This window comes from Paenibacillus solani (assembly GCF_001277345.1).
In the GTDB taxonomy this organism is placed as follows: Bacteria; Bacillota; Bacilli; order Paenibacillales; family Paenibacillaceae; genus Paenibacillus_AQ; species Paenibacillus_AQ solani.
In genome coordinates, this window is sequence record NZ_LIUT01000008.1 from 809,642 (window position 1) to 825,511 (window position 15,870).

Annotated in this window: 17 protein-coding genes and 1 other annotated feature; of the genes, 16 read left to right on the plus strand and 1 reads right to left on the minus strand. The window is 48.1% G+C overall.

Annotation, left to right across the window (positions count from 1 at the left end; all coding sequences use genetic code 11):
* Nucleotides 1-49: 49 nt before the first annotated feature.
* Nucleotides 50-1,513, plus strand: a complete 1,464-nt coding sequence (gltX, locus tag AM231_RS27565) for a glutamate--tRNA ligase (RefSeq protein WP_054405481.1) — start codon at nucleotides 50-52, stop codon at nucleotides 1,511-1,513.
* 288 nt (nucleotides 1,514-1,801) lie between these two features.
* Here the strand turns inward: gltX and AM231_RS29760 are convergent, their stop codons facing one another.
* Complete coding sequence (locus AM231_RS29760) at nucleotides 1,802-2,014, minus strand: hypothetical protein (protein WP_131724809.1); 213 nt, start codon at nucleotides 2,012-2,014, stop codon at nucleotides 1,802-1,804.
* A 181-nt stretch (nucleotides 2,015-2,195) separates the two neighbouring features.
* Between AM231_RS29760 and cysE the strand changes: the two genes are divergently transcribed.
* From cysE to rpoB, 15 genes are all read left to right on the plus strand, one after another.
* The gene (gene cysE, locus AM231_RS27570; protein WP_054405544.1) at nucleotides 2,196-2,885 is read left to right on the plus strand and encodes a serine O-acetyltransferase; all 690 of its coding nucleotides are present in this window, start codon (nucleotides 2,196-2,198) and stop codon (nucleotides 2,883-2,885) included.
* 51 nt (nucleotides 2,886-2,936) lie between these two features.
* Nucleotides 2,937-4,343, plus strand: coding sequence for a cysteine--tRNA ligase (gene cysS, locus AM231_RS27575; RefSeq protein ID WP_054405482.1), 1,407 nt, complete (start codon nucleotides 2,937-2,939; stop codon nucleotides 4,341-4,343).
* A complete protein-coding gene (locus AM231_RS27580) occupies nucleotides 4,340-4,786 on the plus strand; it encodes a Mini-ribonuclease 3 (RefSeq protein WP_053491278.1) in 447 nt (148 codons plus the stop codon). The genes cysS and AM231_RS27580 overlap by 4 nt, the downstream gene beginning before the upstream one ends.
* A 97-nt stretch (nucleotides 4,787-4,883) precedes the next feature.
* A complete protein-coding gene (gene rlmB / locus AM231_RS27585) occupies nucleotides 4,884-5,636 on the plus strand; it encodes a 23S rRNA (guanosine(2251)-2'-O)-methyltransferase RlmB (RefSeq protein ID WP_054405483.1) in 753 nt (250 codons plus the stop codon).
* Between the two features lie 5 nt (nucleotides 5,637-5,641).
* Entirely contained in the window at nucleotides 5,642-6,160 is a 519-nt protein-coding gene (locus AM231_RS27590) for an NYN domain-containing protein (RefSeq protein WP_053491279.1), read from the plus strand.
* 205 nt (nucleotides 6,161-6,365) lie between these two features.
* Entirely contained in the window at nucleotides 6,366-7,010 is a 645-nt protein-coding gene (gene sigH / locus AM231_RS27595; protein ID WP_053491280.1) for an RNA polymerase sporulation sigma factor SigH, read from the plus strand.
* Between the two features lie 558 nt (nucleotides 7,011-7,568).
* Nucleotides 7,569-7,718: a 50S ribosomal protein L33 gene (gene rpmG, locus AM231_RS28480; RefSeq protein WP_006212941.1), complete on the plus strand. Its 150-nt coding sequence runs from the start codon at nucleotides 7,569-7,571 to the stop codon at nucleotides 7,716-7,718.
* Nucleotides 7,719-7,742: 24 nt separating this feature from the next.
* Nucleotides 7,743-7,934: a preprotein translocase subunit SecE gene (secE, locus tag AM231_RS27605; protein ID WP_006212940.1), complete on the plus strand. Its 192-nt coding sequence runs from the start codon at nucleotides 7,743-7,745 to the stop codon at nucleotides 7,932-7,934.
* 21 nt (nucleotides 7,935-7,955) lie between these two features.
* Nucleotides 7,956-8,489 carry a transcription termination/antitermination protein NusG gene (nusG, locus tag AM231_RS27610; protein WP_053491282.1) on the plus strand — a complete coding sequence of 178 codons (534 nt, stop codon included), beginning with the start codon at nucleotides 7,956-7,958 and terminating at the stop codon, nucleotides 8,487-8,489.
* Between the two features lie 71 nt (nucleotides 8,490-8,560).
* Entirely contained in the window at nucleotides 8,561-8,986 is a 426-nt protein-coding gene (gene rplK, locus AM231_RS27615; protein WP_053491283.1) for a 50S ribosomal protein L11, read from the plus strand.
* Nucleotides 8,987-9,067: 81 nt separating this feature from the next.
* Nucleotides 9,068-9,760: a 50S ribosomal protein L1 gene (gene rplA, locus AM231_RS27620; RefSeq protein WP_053491284.1), complete on the plus strand. Its 693-nt coding sequence runs from the start codon at nucleotides 9,068-9,070 to the stop codon at nucleotides 9,758-9,760.
* Between the two features lie 69 nt (nucleotides 9,761-9,829).
* Nucleotides 9,830-9,988 (plus strand) — a sequence feature (ribosomal protein L10 leader region).
* Nucleotides 9,989-10,046: 58 nt separating this feature from the next.
* A complete protein-coding gene (gene rplJ, locus AM231_RS27625) occupies nucleotides 10,047-10,550 on the plus strand; it encodes a 50S ribosomal protein L10 (protein ID WP_053491285.1) in 504 nt (167 codons plus the stop codon).
* A gap of 67 nt (nucleotides 10,551-10,617) precedes the next feature.
* The gene (rplL, locus tag AM231_RS27630; protein ID WP_053491286.1) at nucleotides 10,618-10,980 is read left to right on the plus strand and encodes a 50S ribosomal protein L7/L12; all 363 of its coding nucleotides are present in this window, start codon (nucleotides 10,618-10,620) and stop codon (nucleotides 10,978-10,980) included.
* Between the two features lie 191 nt (nucleotides 10,981-11,171).
* Nucleotides 11,172-11,777, plus strand: a complete 606-nt coding sequence (locus AM231_RS27635) for a class I SAM-dependent methyltransferase (protein ID WP_054405484.1) — start codon at nucleotides 11,172-11,174, stop codon at nucleotides 11,775-11,777.
* Nucleotides 11,778-12,308: 531 nt separating this feature from the next.
* On the plus strand, nucleotides 12,309-15,854 hold the full coding sequence (gene rpoB / locus AM231_RS27640) for a DNA-directed RNA polymerase subunit beta (protein WP_054405485.1): 3,546 nt from the start codon (nucleotides 12,309-12,311) through the stop codon (nucleotides 15,852-15,854).
* The last annotated feature ends 16 nt before the right edge of the window (nucleotides 15,855-15,870 follow it).

Genomic DNA, 15,870 nt, shown 5'->3' on the forward strand with positions numbered 1-15,870 from the left:
TTTCTGATAAACTGATAACTTGAAAGAATAGAGAAGCGGAGGGGTTACAATGACCGAAGAAGTCCGCGTGCGCTATGCACCGAGTCCAACGGGACATTTACATATCGGTAATGCTAGAACGGCATTATTTAATTATTTATTCGCACGAAAGCATAACGGCAAGTTGATTATCCGCATTGAGGATACCGACGTGAAGCGCAATGTTAAAGGCGGCGAGCAGAGTCAACTGAAATACTTAAAGTGGCTGGGTATGGATTGGGATGAAAGCGTGGATGTCGGCGGCGAGTATGGACCTTATCGCCAGACCGAACGTCTTGATATTTATAAAGAATATTGGCAGGATCTATTGGATCGGGGCCTTGCTTATCGTTGTTATTGCACCGAGGAGGAGCTGGAGCAGGAGCGGGAAGAGCAGATGTCTCGTGGCGAAACGCCGCGTTATTCTGGCAAGCACCGCGATCTGACGGACGAGCAGCGCAGCGCATTTGAAGCCGAAGGTCGTGTGGCGAGCATTCGTTTCCGCGTACCGGAAGAGCGTACCTACACATTCGATGATATGGTGAAGGGTACCATTAGCTTTAATAGCAAAGAGACCGGCGACTTCGTTATTGTCAAAAAAGACGGCATTCCTACCTATAATTTCGCTGTAGCGGTGGATGATCATCTGATGAAGATCAGCCATGTGCTCCGCGGAGAGGATCATATCTCCAACACGCCGCGCCAGCTGATGATCTATGAAGCTTTCGGATGGGAGCCGCCTCAGTTTGGACATATGACCCTGATCGTAGGTGATGATCACAAGAAACTGAGCAAACGTAATGAATCAATTATTCAGTTCATCGAGCAGTATGACCAGCTTGGCTATCTGCCTGAAGCGCTCTTCAATTTCATCTCACTGCTCGGCTGGTCTCCGGAAGGGGAAGAGGAAGTGTTCTCTAGGGAGCAGCTGATCTCGATCTTTGATGAGCATCGCCTCTCCAAGAGCCCGGCGGTATTCGATACGAATAAGCTGGCTCATCTGAACAATACGTATATCAAGAATGCCGATCCGGATCGCATTGCTGATCTAGCCATTCCGCATTTGCAGAAAGCCACCCGCTTGCCATCCGAGCTGACCGCAGAGCAAGAAGAATGGGCACGCGCACTCGTAGCGCTGTATCAAGAGCAGATGACGGCGGCTTCGGATATCGTAGATCTGTCCGATGTGTTCTTCCGTACTCATCTGGAGCTGGATGCCGAGGGGATTGAAGTGATGAGCGGTGAGCAGGTGCCAGCCGTATTGTCCGCATTCCTTGCGAAGATTGAACAGTCCGATGAGTTTAACGCACAGAAGATCGCTGCCATGATCAAAGAAGTGCAGAAGGAGACCGGATTTAAGGGCAAACAGCTTTTCATGCCGATCCGTGTGGCTTTAACTGGTCAAACGCATGGCCGCGATCTCAATCAAACGATCTGGCTGCTGGGCAAGGGCCGCGTGCTTGACCGTTTGCGTTCGCAGATTAAGGGTGCATAAACCGAGCAGACGTTTCCCCTGATAAACGTGCCTTGTCAGTCTGTATAACATCAGTTATAATTACTCCAAACTATAAGTCGAATATTATTTGATCTAGGTTAGTTGCAACCACTTTTACGGCGAAAGTAGCGGAGAGGACGGAATTGTGTTGTAGAAGCGAAGCGTTCGCCTTTGTCTTCCGATTTCAACCTTAGTAATATCGTTAAAGAAATCGGGAGGCAACAGCGATCGGAAGCACAATCCGTCAGCGCAGCGTTCTATAGAGCGTTGTGGTTGCCATCAACTAGATCAACAAATATAAAACATATAAAAGCTACGATCAGGAGAAGTACGCGTAAAACAGGCACGTTCCAGAGAGGGCAATCGGCAGAAGACAAGGACCACCTTGAATTTGCCGGCTGAGAATTGTCCCGTCGCCTGCAGCGGAAATGCACCTGTGAGCTGCATGGTTGAAGCGAACAATATCGTTAGATCATGCCGGTCGTCTGCCGTTAATGACATGAAGAGAATCGGTAGAATCCGTCCCTCACCAAGGGAGGAAGCTTGTACCGGTTCTAAGCAGAGTGGAACCGCGGTCAAGCGCCTCTGCAGCGATAAGCTGCAGGGGCGTTTTTTATTTACAGGAATAACGATGGACAGCAAATGGCATGCGCGATTGGAAGAGGGGAAAGAGGGAGCGTTCATGTTTAAACAGATGAAATCGGATATTCGGACAGTGTTCGAGAATGACCCGGCTGCCCGGGGACTTTTCGAAGTGGTATTCACCTACTCGGGGCTTCACGCATTATGGGGGCATCGGGTAGCTCATGCATTGTTTAAGCGGCGCTGGTATTCGCTGGCCCGGATCATATCTCAGATCAGCCGGTTTATGACCGGGATTGAGATTCACCCAGGAGCTCGTATCGGAGAGCGTTTGTTTATTGACCATGGTATGGGGGTTGTCATTGGAGAGACCTGCGAAATCGGAGATGATGTGGTGATTTACCAGGGAGTCACGCTCGGCGGAACTGGTAAGGAAAAGGGGAAGCGGCATCCGACCATTGGCAATAACGTGGTCATCGGTTCCGGGGCCAAAGTGCTAGGTTCCTTCACGATAGGGGATAACTGTAATATTGGTTCCAATGCCGTTGTCTTAAGGCCGGTTCCTCCAAACAGTACCGTCGTTGGGAACCCAGGGAAGATCGTGAAGCAGAACGGGGAGCGGGTGCGCGACCGGCTGGATCACACGAACCTGCCCGATCCGATCGTTGATACCCTGCGCTCCATGCAGAAGGAGATCGATCAGCTGCGCGCAGAGCTTCATGAGAACAAACAGGATCAGCAGCAGGCAAGAGTTTCGGGGGCGGTCGTATCTACGACTAAAGAAGAATAGAGAGTTTTTATTGAAACAAACCATAGAACGAAAGGATTGAGATGATACAATATGGCACTGCAAATCTATAATACACTAACCCGTATGAAGGAAACGTTTATCGCTCAGGAACCTGGGAAAGTAAAGATCTATGTATGCGGTCCTACAGTTTACGATTATATCCATATCGGAAATGCCAGGCCGATGATCTTCTTCGACGTGGTTCGAGCTTATTTTGAGAATCAGGGTAATGATGTGAATTATGTAGTCAACTTTACCGACGTGGATGACAAAATGATTCGCAAAGCTGAGCAGACTGGCACGACAGTTCCCGAAGTGGCGGATAAGTTTATTGGCGCTTATTACGAAGATTTGGATGGCCTCGGCATTCCAAGAGCGACGTTGAATCCGCGGGTGACGGACAATATGGAGAGCATCATTGAGTTCATCCAGGAACTTATAGATCGTGACTTTGCGTATGAGAACGGGGGAGACGTGTTCTACCGGACACGCAAGTTTGACGATTACGGCAAGCTGTCCCAGCAAAACCTGGATGAGCTGCAATTCGGTATTCGGATCGAGGTGGATAAGCGGAAAGAGAGCCCGGAGGATTTTGTTCTTTGGAAAGCCGCGAAGCCAGGAGAGATTTCCTGGAGCAGCCCGTGGGGGGATGGACGTCCAGGCTGGCATATTGAGTGCTCCGCTATGGCGCGCCGCTATCTTGGGGATACGCTGGATATTCACGGAGGCGGTCAGGATCTGCAGTTCCCGCACCATGAATGCGAGGTAGCCCAATCCGAAGCATTGACAGGTAAACCGCTTGCGAATTATTGGATGCACAATGGGTATATCCGTATTAATAACGAGAAAATGTCGAAATCGCTAGGCAATGGTGTATTGGTTAAGGAACTTCGCGAACAATATACAAAAGAAGCTGTACGTTACTTTATGTTGTCCACCCACTACCGCAACCCGCTGAATTACAGCGATGAGGTGATGGATCAAGCACAGAAGAGTGTGGAGCGTTTGGCGAATGCGGCAGCGAATATCAATTATCGATTGAATACGGCAATCGGCTCCAAGGAAGATCAAGTGAGTCCGCATGTTGCGGAGAAAATATCAGCTGTACTGGCGGAATTCCACCAGAAGATGCAGGATGATTTCAACACGCCGGATGCTATTACCGCGATGTTCCAATGGGCCAGTGAGGCCAACCAGCTGCTGAAGGAGGCCTCTATTCCAGCCGCTGATCTGCATGATATGCTGCGTGCTTTCAATGAAATGAACGGTGTGCTGCGTATCGTAAATACAGGCACGGAGGAACTTCTGGACGAGGTGATTGAAGCGCTCATCGCCGAACGTATCGAAGCCCGGAAGAACAAGAATTGGGCCAGAGCGGATGAAATTCGCGACAAGCTGGCGGACGAAGGCATCGTGCTCGAGGATACAGCGCAAGGCATGCGCTGGCGGCGCAAATGAGCGGCGGGCCGGAGCATCATGATCCCGCAGCAGGCTGGTTTGACTTTCCGCCATCAAAGCCGGCGAGGTTAATCCCGCCCATCGTGCTTGCCTACATCGGGGATGCTATTTATGAGGTGGCGGTTCGCCAGTTTTTGATATCAAAAGCCAATCTTCGCCCTCATCACTTGCACCGTACAGCAACGGGATATGTGTCAGCGAAGGCGCAGAGCCGAATATTGGCTTTTCTGGAGCCAGAGCTGACAGGGGAAGAACGCGATATTGTGCGTCAGGGACGCAATGCCAAGTCAGGCAGCATCCCGAAAAATGCTGACGTGCTCGAATATCGGCATGCAACAGCGTTTGAAACACTGGTCGGATATTTATATTATACAGGAGAGCAGGATCGGCTCCGTGATCTGATTGGGAAGAGCATTATGTTTATTGAGGAGTCTGTTCAATAGCCGCGGGAAAAGAATAGCATCAACATTGAAACAATACAGCCGGTATCCTCAGGTTACAGGATAGGGAAGACCGGTTGATATGCAGGAGGAAACCGACATGATGCAAGAAGAGGAAATAGTAGCCGGTAAGCACTCCGTAACGGAAGCGCTGAAATCAGGACGTACGATCAACAAAATATGGATTGCCGAAAACGCGCAAAAGCATCTGACCCTGCCGATTATCGCCGAAGCAAAGAAATTGGGCATCGTCATTCAGCATGTGGACAAACGCAAGCTGGATCAGATGGTTCCGGGCGTTCAGCATCAAGGCGTGGTTGCCCAAGCGGCACCCTATGCTTATGTGGAAGTGGAAGATTTGCTGAAGGTTGCGGAGGAAAAAGGCGAACCGCCTTTCCTGCTGCTGCTTGATGAGATCGAGGATCCGCACAATCTGGGTTCGATTCTCCGTACGGCAGACTGCACGGGCGCTCACGGCGTCATACTGCCTAAGCGCAGAGCCGCGCAAGTAACAGCAACGGTGTCCAAAACGTCCGCCGGCGCAGTAGAGTATGTGCCTGTAGCCAGAGTGACCAACTTGGGCCAAACCATCGACCAGCTGAAGGAAATGGGCGTGTGGGTAGTAGGAACCGTCGTGGACGCTGATCAGGAACTGTATGACACTGAAGTTTTTGATGGGCCGGTTGCTATCGTCATCGGTAATGAGAATAAAGGGATGGGGCGATTGATCCGCGAGAAATGCGATGTGCTTGTGAAGCTGCCGATGGCCGGCCAGATCAACTCGCTTAATGCCTCGGTTGCTGCTGGAGTCGTGATGTATGAAGTGCTTCGCCGTCGCCGCCTTCAAGGTTAGCGATGATGGCCGATTGGCGGGATGTGCTGCTGGTCGACGGTTATAATATGATCGGCGGCTGGCCATTTCTTGCGAAGCTCGCCAATAGCAGCATGCATGAAGCGCGGGACGTGCTGCTTGAAAAGTTAGCGGATTACCAAGCGTTTTCAGGCCTTCGAGTCGTGGTGATTTTTGATGCTTACCGGGTTCCTGGATTGGGAAGATCCTATACGCAGGGCAAGGTGCAGGTATTCTTCACGAAAGAGAAGGAGACAGCCGACGAGTGCATTGAACGGCTAGTTGGAGAGTTCAGTCATCGCCGGCGAAAAATCTATGTGGCGACTAGTGATTTGATTGAGCAGCACGTGATTTTTGCTCGCGGAGCACTCCGGCTATCCGCCCGGGAATTGCTCAATGAAGTAGAGCAGAGCGAGCGTGAAGTGAAGCAGAAGATAACGAAAGAGCAGGCCAAGAGCAGAAATACACTGGATGGGAAGCTCCCGCCGGATGTGAGGCAGATGTTCGAGCGCTGGCGGAGGGAGTAGCCCTGTTCGGATACAATAGGGACGTATGACCGGCTCATGGAAAAAGTGAAACGGTATGTGAATCTATGAAACGATTTACATTAAATGTTATTATCGGCCTATTTTAGGTAGAACATGGTTGACGGTCTAGTAGACATCATATATACTTGTCATATATTTCAAGCGAGTGACGGGCTACCGTGCGTTCCGGGCCGGAGGGATTCTATTGAGTGTGGACCTCAAGGAAGTCATGTTGTCAGGGTATGATGTGATAAGTGATGAAGACATTGTCGAGGCGGTCCGTGAGGGTGACAGCGGAGCGTTGGAGTATTTAATCAATAAATACCGGAATTTTGTACGAGCTAAAGCCCGTTCTTATTTTTTGATTGGCGCTGACCGGGAGGATATTGTCCAGGAAGGCATGATAGGGCTGTACAAGGCAATTCGTGATTTTAAAGGGGATAAGCTGTCCTCGTTTAAGGCTTTTGCCGAACTCTGCATTACCAGGCAGATTATTACGGCAATCAAGACCGCTACGAGACAGAAGCATATTCCGCTCAATTCGTATGTCTCATTGGACAAGCCGATTTATGATGAGGACTCTGATCGCACGCTGCTGGACGTTATTTGCGGCACAACGGTAAGCGATCCGGAAGAACTGATCATCAACCAAGAAGAGTTTGTCGGCCTGGAAGATAAGATGTCCGAGATCTTGAGTGACCTGGAACGGAAAGTCCTGATGCTATATTTGGACGGTCGATCCTACCAGGAAATTGCGGTAGATTTAAGACGTCATGTGAAATCGATTGACAACGCTCTCCAGCGGGTAAAGCGTAAGCTTGAACGTTATTTGGAGGTCAGGGATAACTAGAAGTGAATGTCGGATAATTAGCAGAAGGCTCAACAGAGCCTTTTTTTAATTGCTGAGCATGGGAAGTTGGCTGAGGCAGGATCTTTCGTCTACTTTTCTATCAGTATTTTTAGCTGGCGAGACATGATGAGGAATAAATCTAAGATGTCCATCCTGCAAAATGATATTCTTTTGTGTTTCATCTGTCAGAAGATTGAACATACTGAATATAGGAATAAATGCAATGCAGGATGGGCAAAGACTGTGAAACGCCACAGTTTTTTACAGTGGCATGTTTACAATAACCGGGGATTTGCTCCTTGGTTCAGCTTGCAATGGCATTTATTGCAGTCCGCAATCAGAGAGAAAAAGGCTTGAAATGGCGCTATCCTTGTGATAAAGTGTTTTAGGTAGGCCTAAATTCGCGTGTTTTATGGATGGATCGTTGTTACAGCTCTTGGAACAACGGTTTTATTCATCTCGCAGAAATAACCGAGTTTCGATGAGAACGAGGTTGTTTCTACTAGGATTAATATCGATTCTTCTGTCAAAGAAGGACGTCTTCGGGAGGTGCACATCATGCGGGTAATTATCACTTTGGCTTGTACAAGCTGCAAACAAAGAAACTACACAACCACCAAAAACAAGCGAAATCACCCCGACCGCATGGAGATGAAGAAATTTTGCAAGTTCTGTAACGAGCAAACTCCTCATCGCGAAACCAGATAGTTTTCTTTTGGAGGTGTAGTCGGCGTGAAACGTGGTTTCAAGTCTCTGTTTTCCTTTTTCTCTGAAAGCTGGGCGGAACTTAAAAAAGTTCGCTGGCCCAATCGTAAAGAACTGACGAACTATACTCTAATTGTTCTCGGCACCATTGTGTTTGTCACGATTTATTTTTGGGTTGTAGACATCGGTATTTCCGCTGTGATCGAAGCGATAATTTAGAAGGGTCCCAGGTGGCTTGATATGGAAAAAAGATGGTACGTAGTTCATACCTACTCTGGGTATGAGAATAAAGTCAAAGCCAATTTGGAAAAACGTGTCGAGTCCATGGGCATGGAGGACAAAATATTCCGCGTTCTTGTTCCGATGGAAGAAGAAATTGTAAACAAAGACGGCAAGAAAAAAACCGTCATGCGTAAAGTTTACCCGGGATATGTCTTGGTCGAAATGATTCAGACCGATGATTCTTGGTATGTTGTCCGCAATACACCAGGAGTGACCGGTTTTGTTGGTTCGACAGGGTCCGGTTCTAAACCGACGCCTTTGCTTCCAGAAGAAGTAGAACAGATTCTGAAGCATATGGGCATGGAAGAACCGAAACCGAGGATCGAATTCGACATCAAGGAATCCGTTCGGATCAAGGTGGGTCCTTTTGCGAATTTTGTGGGCTCCGTGGAAGAGATTTTGGCTGAAAAGAGCAAGTTGAAAGTTCACGTCAACATGTTTGGACGGGAAACCCCGCTGGAGTTGGATTATACTCAAGTGGAGAAGATCTAAATCTTCAGGTTTCTTGTGGGAGGGCGCATTCTGTCGTCCGCTACCACTATTGATGCAAGGAGGTGTCAACCATGGCTAAAAAAGTTATCAAGATTGTGAAACTGCAAATTCCTGCAGGTAAAGCGAACCCGGCTCCTCCAGTAGGTCCTGCATTGGGTCAAGCGGGTGTCAACATCATGGCATTCTGTAAAGAATTCAATGCTCGTACTGCTGATCAAGCTGGTCTGATCATTCCGGTTGAAATTTCGGTGTTTGAAGATCGTTCCTTTACGTTCATCACTAAAACACCACCGGCTGCTGTTCTGCTTCGTGTGGCTGCTAAGGTCGAAAAAGGATCCGGCGAGCCTAACAAAGTAAAAGTGGCTACTGTTAAGCGTGATGCTGTGCGTCAAATTGCTGAAACAAAAATGCCTGACCTGAACGCTGCAACTGTTGAAGCTGCAATGAAGATGGTAGAAGGTACTGCCCGCAGTATGGGTATCACAATCGAAGACTAATCGTCTTATGATTGAAACCGGACGTTTGTCCGGATTATGTGGGAGGAATTTCCGCTAACACCACAAAGGAGGAAAACAAACATGGCTAAACATGGTAAGAAGTATGTTGAAGCTGCGAAGCTGATTGACAGCGAAGCAACTTATGAGCCTTTGGAAGCTGTAGAGCTTGTGAAGAAGGCTGCATCTGCCAAATTCGACGAAACTGTTGAAGCGGCTGTACGTTTGGGTGTAGACCCTCGTAAACAAGACCAGGCTGTTCGTGGTGTTGTTGTCCTGCCTCACGGCACGGGTAAAACACAACGCGTTCTGGTATTTGCAAAAGGTGACAAAGTGAAAGAGGCAGAAGCGGCTGGCGCTGATTATGTTGGTGATCAGGATATGATCAACAAAATCCAACAAGGCTGGTTCGAGTTTGATGTCTGCGTAGCTACACCTGATATGATGAGTGAAGTCGGTAAACTTGGCCGTCTGCTCGGTGGTAAAGGCCTGATGCCTAACCCTAAAGCTGGTACGGTTACATTCGATGTTGCCAAAGCTGTTCAAGAAATCAAAGCTGGTAAAATCGAGTACCGTCTGGACAAAGCTGGTCAAATTCACGCGCCAATCGGAAAAGTGTCTTTCGATGCAGCTCAACTGAATGAGAACCTCAAAGCTCTCATCGATGCATTGAATCGTGCGAAACCAGCGGCTGCTAAAGGTGTATACCTGAAAGGCTTGGCTGTTTCCTCGACTATGGGACCTAGCGCTCGCGTGAACACTGCTTCTTACAAATAATATTACCATTGACTTATGTCGATGAAGTTTGTTATTATGTAAAAGTTGTGAGTCTTCGAGACTGACCCCTAAAGTTGAATATGCTTACCGTAGACAGTAGGTGCCCTAAGCAGGCTTAATCTCCTACCGAGGTGTTATGATAGAACGTCAACGATTTGTCCGGTTATGCCGGCCAAATGATGATTCATCAGGCCTTCGTGATTCTACGGAGGCTTTTTTAGTGCCCGTAGGAAGAGCGGAGAGCCTGGTGCTCTTACGCTACTAATACAACCAGGAGGTGTAATCATTGGCAAACGCAAAAGTGATTCAAGCGAAACAAGAAGCGGTTGATGTTATTGCTGCTAAGATGCGCGAGAGTGTATCTACAGTAGTTGCTGACTATCGCGGTCTGAACGTTGCGCAAGTAACTGAACTTCGTAAACAGCTTCGCGAAGCTGGCGTCGAGTTCCAAGTACTGAAAAACTCGTTGCTTCGCCGCGCAACTGCGGCAGCAGAACTGAGTGATCTGGACGAAGTCTTGACTGGTCCTACTGCTGTTGCATTTAGTTCCAATGACGCTGTCGCTGCAGCCAAAATCCTTAACGATTTTGCTAAGAAAAACGACGCGTTGAAATTGAAAGGCGGCGTAGTAGAAGGTCGCGTAATCGGAGAGAGCGAAATCAAAGCTCTGGCAGAGCTTCCTTCCCGCGAAGGTCTCTTGTCCATGCTCCTCAGCGTGCTTCAAGCGCCAGTGCGCAACTTCGCGCTTGCAGTTAAAGCTGTTGCTGAGAAGGAAGAGCAAAGCGCATAAGCTTTGTCTTGCCTCAGCTATGTAACGACAACATTAAATCTTAATAATAAATGGAGGTTCAACTTAAATGAGCAAAGAGCAAATCTTGGAAGCAATTAAAGGTATGTCTGTTCTGGAACTGAACGATCTTGTAAAAGCAATCGAAGAAGAATTTGGTGTAACTGCTGCAGCTCCAGTAGCTGTTGCAGGTGGCGCTGGTGCAGCTGAAGCTGCTGAGCAATCCGAATTCGACGTAATCCTGACTGGTGCAGGCGCGTCCAAAATCAACGTAATCAAAGTGGTTCGCGAAATCACAGGTCTTGGCTTGAAAGAAGCAAAAGAACTGGTTGACAACGCTCCAAAACCATTGAAAGAAAAAGTAGCTAAAGAAGAAGCAGAAGCTGTTAAAGCTAAATTGGAAGAAGCAGGCGCATCCGTAGAAGTTAAGTAATAACGACTTTTTGGATCATGTCAGCAAGAGACAAACCCCTTGAATATTTGTTCAAGGGGTTTGTTATTGTGGCAGGGAGTTCAATGCACAGCGTATTGATTCTTCATAAGGAAGGTTATACTGGGATAATGGAGCATTTTGGAGCTTAGATATCTTAGGATGGCAGAATTTGATTCAAAACGGAGGAAATGATGCCGAATCAACATTATTACTCAAATCAGCCGGAGATTGCTCATGACCGCAAGGAGTTAAAGACGGAGCTGCGTGGGCAGACTTTCAAATTCATCAGTGATGCAGGTGTGTTCTCTAAGAGCGGTGTAGATTATGGAAGCCGGGTTTTGATAGAAGCCATGAACTTTCGTTCAAATGCCAGAGTGCTGGATGTAGGCTGTGGTTACGGTCCAATTGGTCTATCAGCGGCAAAGCTGGCAGCGCAGGGACATGTGACAATGATCGACATCAATAGCCGGGCTGTCGAATTGGCTAAGGAGAATGCAAAGCGAAACGGGATTTCCAATGTGTCCATTCTGGAGAGTGATCTGTTTGCAGCGGTAGAGGGGCAGCAATTCGATGTGATTCTAACCAATCCACCGATCCGTGCCGGGAAAGATACGGTACATGCTGTATTCGAGAAAGCCTGGAGTCACTTGGCTGAAGATGGGCAGTTGTGGGTTGTCATTCAGAAGAAGCAGGGTGCGCCTTCCGCGAAAGCAAAATTGGAGAGTCTGTTTCAAGAGGTGGAGGAAGTAACAAAGGATAAAGGGTATCGGATTTATAAAGCGATTAAACATTCTTAAAATGCGTGTTCAAAAAGGTCGATTTTCAGCACCGAGAAGGTTGGATGAAGCTAGGGACCGAGGAGCGGAGCGTACGTTTTGGGTACGTGAGCACCGGAAGGCCCGGCTGAATTCAAGATTCGATGCCAAGTTGCTTCCTGATTCGCTTCGTGATCAAAATCGGACTTTTTGAACAACCTCTTAAATAGATTAAACTAGGCTGTTGACTTGGGTATGCTGGTGTGGTATTATTATAAAATGTCAGTATTAGGATGGTCTCTTTGTCTTTAGTTGACTGAAATGTCAAGACTTAATGTGTGAAGTTATGCATAAAGTCGGTCGTAATGACGTATAATATGTACATTTTGGGCAAATCTACAAGATATGAGATGATTATCATAACCATGGATAAGCTGCTCTTTTTTCGAAAAGGTATTCGATAAGGGCTTTTCTCTATTTATGGGAGTGTCCTCTGTATGTCCATTATAGTGTTACAAACAGAGGTTCGCAACGAAATTTTTAAAGTGAGTAGACATGAGGGGTGAGTTTAAGTTGGCAGGACATCTTGTTCAATATGGTCGACGCACTCGGCGAAGTTATGCTCGTATTAACGAGGTACTCGAAGTTCCGAACCTGATTGAAATCCAACAAAAATCTTATGAATGGTTTTTGGAGGAAGGACTCCGCGAAATGTTCCAGGACATCTCGCCGATTCAGGATTTCACGGGTAATTTGGTACTAGAGTTTATTGACTACAGCCTTGGAGAACCGAAATACACCGTCGATGACGCGAAAGAACGCGACGTTACTTATGCGGCGCCGCTCCGCGTGAAAGTCCGGCTCATTAACAAAGAGACCGGAGAGGTCAAGGAGCAGGAAGTGTTCATGGGAGACTTCCCGTTAATGACGGAAACCGGAACATTCATTATCAATGGTGCCGAACGGGTTATTGTCAGCCAGTTGGTTCGCTCTCCCAGCGTCTATTTCAGCACAAAAGTGGATAAAAACGGTAAGACGACGTACACTGCTACAGTGATCCCTAACCGCGGCGCTTGGCTTGAACTGGAGATGGACGCGAAGGACATAATTTATGTCCGGATCGACCGTACCCGTAAAATCCCTGTGACGGTGCTTTTGCGTGCACTTGGTTTTGGCACAGATGCCGAGATTCTGGATCTTCTGGGCAATGATGAATATATTCAAAACACGCTGGATAAAGACAATACGGACTCTACGGAAAAAGCGCTCATCGAAATCTATGAACGTCTTCGTCCGGGCGAGCCGCCAACACTGGAGAATGCAAAGAGCCTTCTTGTTGCCCGTTTCTTCGATCCAAAGCGTTATGATCTGGCTAATGTAGGCCGCTACAAGATTAATAAGAAGCTTCACATTAAGAATCGTCTCTTTAATCAGCGTTTGGCAGAGAGTTTGATAGACACGGATACAGGGGAGATCGTTGCAGAAGCTGGTCAAACCGTAGACCGTCGCCTTTTGGACGAGATTATGCCTTACCTTGAGAAGAGTGTTGGCTTTAAGAATTATCATGTTGCCGGCGGTGTCATGGACAGCGTGGATATTCCAATGCAGACGATCGACATATTCTCTCCAATCGAGGATGGGAAAGTCGTGAAGGTCATCGCCAACGCAAACATTGATAAATCCGTGAAGCATATTACGCAAGCGGATATCATTTCCTCCATCAGCTACTTCATCAACTTGCTGCATGGAATCGGAAACACGGATGATATTGACCACCTGGGTAACCGTCGTTTGCGTTCTGTGGGTGAATTGCTGCAGAACCAATTCCGTATCGGTTTGTCCCGGATGGAGCGTGTCGTTCGTGAAAGAATGTCGATTCAGGATGCGAACGTAATTACACCGCAGGCGCTGATCAACATACGTCCGGTTATTGCATCGATTAAAGAGTTCTTCGGCAGCTCTCAGTTGTCCCAGTTCATGGATCAGACGAACCCACTTGCGGAACTTACGCATAAGCGTCGTTTGTCTGCACTCGGACCGGGCGGTTTGACACGCGAACGCGCGGGCTTTGAAGTGCGGGACGTTCACCACAGTCACTATGGCCGTATGTGTCCAATCGAGACGCCGGAAGGACCGAACATCGGTTTGATCAACTCCTTGTCAACGTTTGCGCGTATCAATGAATACGGCTTTATTGAAGCACCTTATCGTTGGGTGGATCCGAAGACGGGTAAAGTAACCGAACAAATCGATTATCTGACCGCGGACGAAGAGGATAACTATATCGTGGCACAGGCGAACGCTGAGCTTAAGGAAGATAACACTTTTGCTGATGAAATGGTTATCGTCCGTTATAACAAGCAGTCGGATAACATCCTGCCTATGCCGAGTGATCGCGTAGATTACATGGATGTTTCGCCTAAGCAGGTTGTGTCGGTAGCGACAGCGCTCATTCCGTTCCTTGAGAACGATGACTCCAACCGCGCCCTGATGGGATCCAACATGCAGCGTCAGGCTGTTCCACTTCTTATTCCTAAAGCACCGCTGGTGGGAACAGGAATGGAACACAAGTCTGCGAAAGACTCTGGTGTATGTATTGTATCCAAATATGACGGGATTATTGAACGGTCTTCCGCTAATGAAATCTGGCTCCGCCGCGTGGAGAATGTGGACGGACAAGAAGTCAAAGGCGATCTTATTAAACATAAATTACACAAATTTATGCGTTCGAACCAAGGAACATGCATTAACCAGCGTCCGATCGTTAAACGTGGCGATGTAATCAAAACAGGTGACATCCTCGCAGACGGACCATCTACAGAGATGGGCGAATTGGCACTGGGTCGCAACGTTGTCGTTGCGTTCATGACTTGGGAAGGTTACAACTACGAGGATGCGATTCTTCTCTCTGAGAAACTTGTCAAAGAAGATGTGTACACTTCGATTCATATCGAGGAGTACGAGTCCGAAGCTCGTGATACGAAGCTTGGACCAGAAGAAATCACGCGTGATATTCCTAACGTTGGTGAAGATGCGCTGAAGAATCTTGACGAGCGCGGTATCATCCGTATCGGTGCCGAAATCAGCGCCGGGGATATTCTGGTTGGTAAGGTAACACCTAAGGGTGTAACCGAGCTGACAGCCGAGGAACGTCTCCTGCATGCGATTTTCGGTGAGAAGGCTCGCGAAGTGCGCGATACCTCGCTGCGTGTTCCTCACGGTAGTGATGGTATCATCGTGGATGTGAAGGTGTTTACACGTGAGAACGGCGACGAATTGCCGCCGGGAGTTAACCAATTGGTTCGCGTTTACATCGCACAGAAACGTAAAATCTCCGAAGGCGACAAAATGGCCGGACGTCACGGTAACAAGGGTGTCGTTGCCCGTATTTTGCCTGAAGAAGATATGCCGTTCCTGCCAGATGGCACACCAGTTCAAGTTGTGTTGAACCCGCTAGGGGTTCCATCACGGATGAACATCGGTCAGGTACTCGAGGTTCACTTGGGTATGGCTGCACTCCAGCTCGGTATTCATGTAGCTTCGCCGGTATTTGACGGTGCGAGTGAGTATGACGTGTTTGATACGATGGAAGAAGCCGGCATGCAGCGCAATGGTAAGACCGTATTGTATGACGGACGGACAGGTGAGCGTTTCGAACGTGAAGTTACCGTTGGTGTCATGCATATGATCAAGCTCGCGCACATGGTTGACGATAAAATCCACGCCCGTTCTACGGGACCATACTCGCTTGTTACACAGCAGCCGCTGGGTGGTAAAGCACAGTTTGGCGGACAGCGTTTCGGTGAGATGGAAGTGTGGGCGCTTGAAGCTTACGGTGCTGCATACACATTGCAAGAAATTCTTACCGTCAAGTCGGATGACGTGGTCGGCCGGGTGAAAACCTACGAATCCATCGTCAAAGGCGAGAATGTGCCGGAACCGGGTGTTCCTGAATCATTCAAGGTATTGATTAAAGAGCTTCAGTCTCTCGGTATGGATGTCAAGATCCTCAGCGAGAACGAAGAGGAAATCGAGATGAAAGAGCTCGATGACGAAGATGATGCTCAAGGCGATAAACTGAGCCTTAACTTGGAAGGCACTGAAGTCGGAGTGGAATAACGGTCATCATTCACCC

Bases quoted from the DNA above. Each gene is read 5' to 3' on its own strand.
- cysS (WP_054405482.1), top strand. From the start codon at position 2,937: ATGGCACTGCAAATCTATAATACACTAACCCGTATGAAGGAAACGTTT.
- AM231_RS29760 (WP_131724809.1), bottom strand. From the start codon at position 2,014: ATGTCATTAACGGCAGACGACCGGCATGATCTAACGATATTGTTCGCT.
- gltX (WP_054405481.1), top strand. From the start codon at position 50: ATGACCGAAGAAGTCCGCGTGCGCTATGCACCGAGTCCAACGGGACAT.
- rplL (WP_053491286.1), top strand. From the start codon at position 10,618: ATGAGCAAAGAGCAAATCTTGGAAGCAATTAAAGGTATGTCTGTTCTG.
- nusG (WP_053491282.1), top strand. From the start codon at position 7,956: ATGGAAAAAAGATGGTACGTAGTTCATACCTACTCTGGGTATGAGAAT.
- cysE (WP_054405544.1), top strand. From the start codon at position 2,196: ATGTTTAAACAGATGAAATCGGATATTCGGACAGTGTTCGAGAATGAC.
- rplA (WP_053491284.1), top strand. From the start codon at position 9,068: ATGGCTAAACATGGTAAGAAGTATGTTGAAGCTGCGAAGCTGATTGAC.
- AM231_RS27580 (WP_053491278.1), top strand. From the start codon at position 4,340: ATGAGCGGCGGGCCGGAGCATCATGATCCCGCAGCAGGCTGGTTTGAC.
- AM231_RS27635 (WP_054405484.1), top strand. From the start codon at position 11,172: ATGCCGAATCAACATTATTACTCAAATCAGCCGGAGATTGCTCATGAC.
- AM231_RS27590 (WP_053491279.1), top strand. From the start codon at position 5,642: ATGGCCGATTGGCGGGATGTGCTGCTGGTCGACGGTTATAATATGATC.
- rplK (WP_053491283.1), top strand. From the start codon at position 8,561: ATGGCTAAAAAAGTTATCAAGATTGTGAAACTGCAAATTCCTGCAGGT.
- rpmG (WP_006212941.1), top strand. From the start codon at position 7,569: ATGCGGGTAATTATCACTTTGGCTTGTACAAGCTGCAAACAAAGAAAC.
- rlmB (WP_054405483.1), top strand. From the start codon at position 4,884: ATGATGCAAGAAGAGGAAATAGTAGCCGGTAAGCACTCCGTAACGGAA.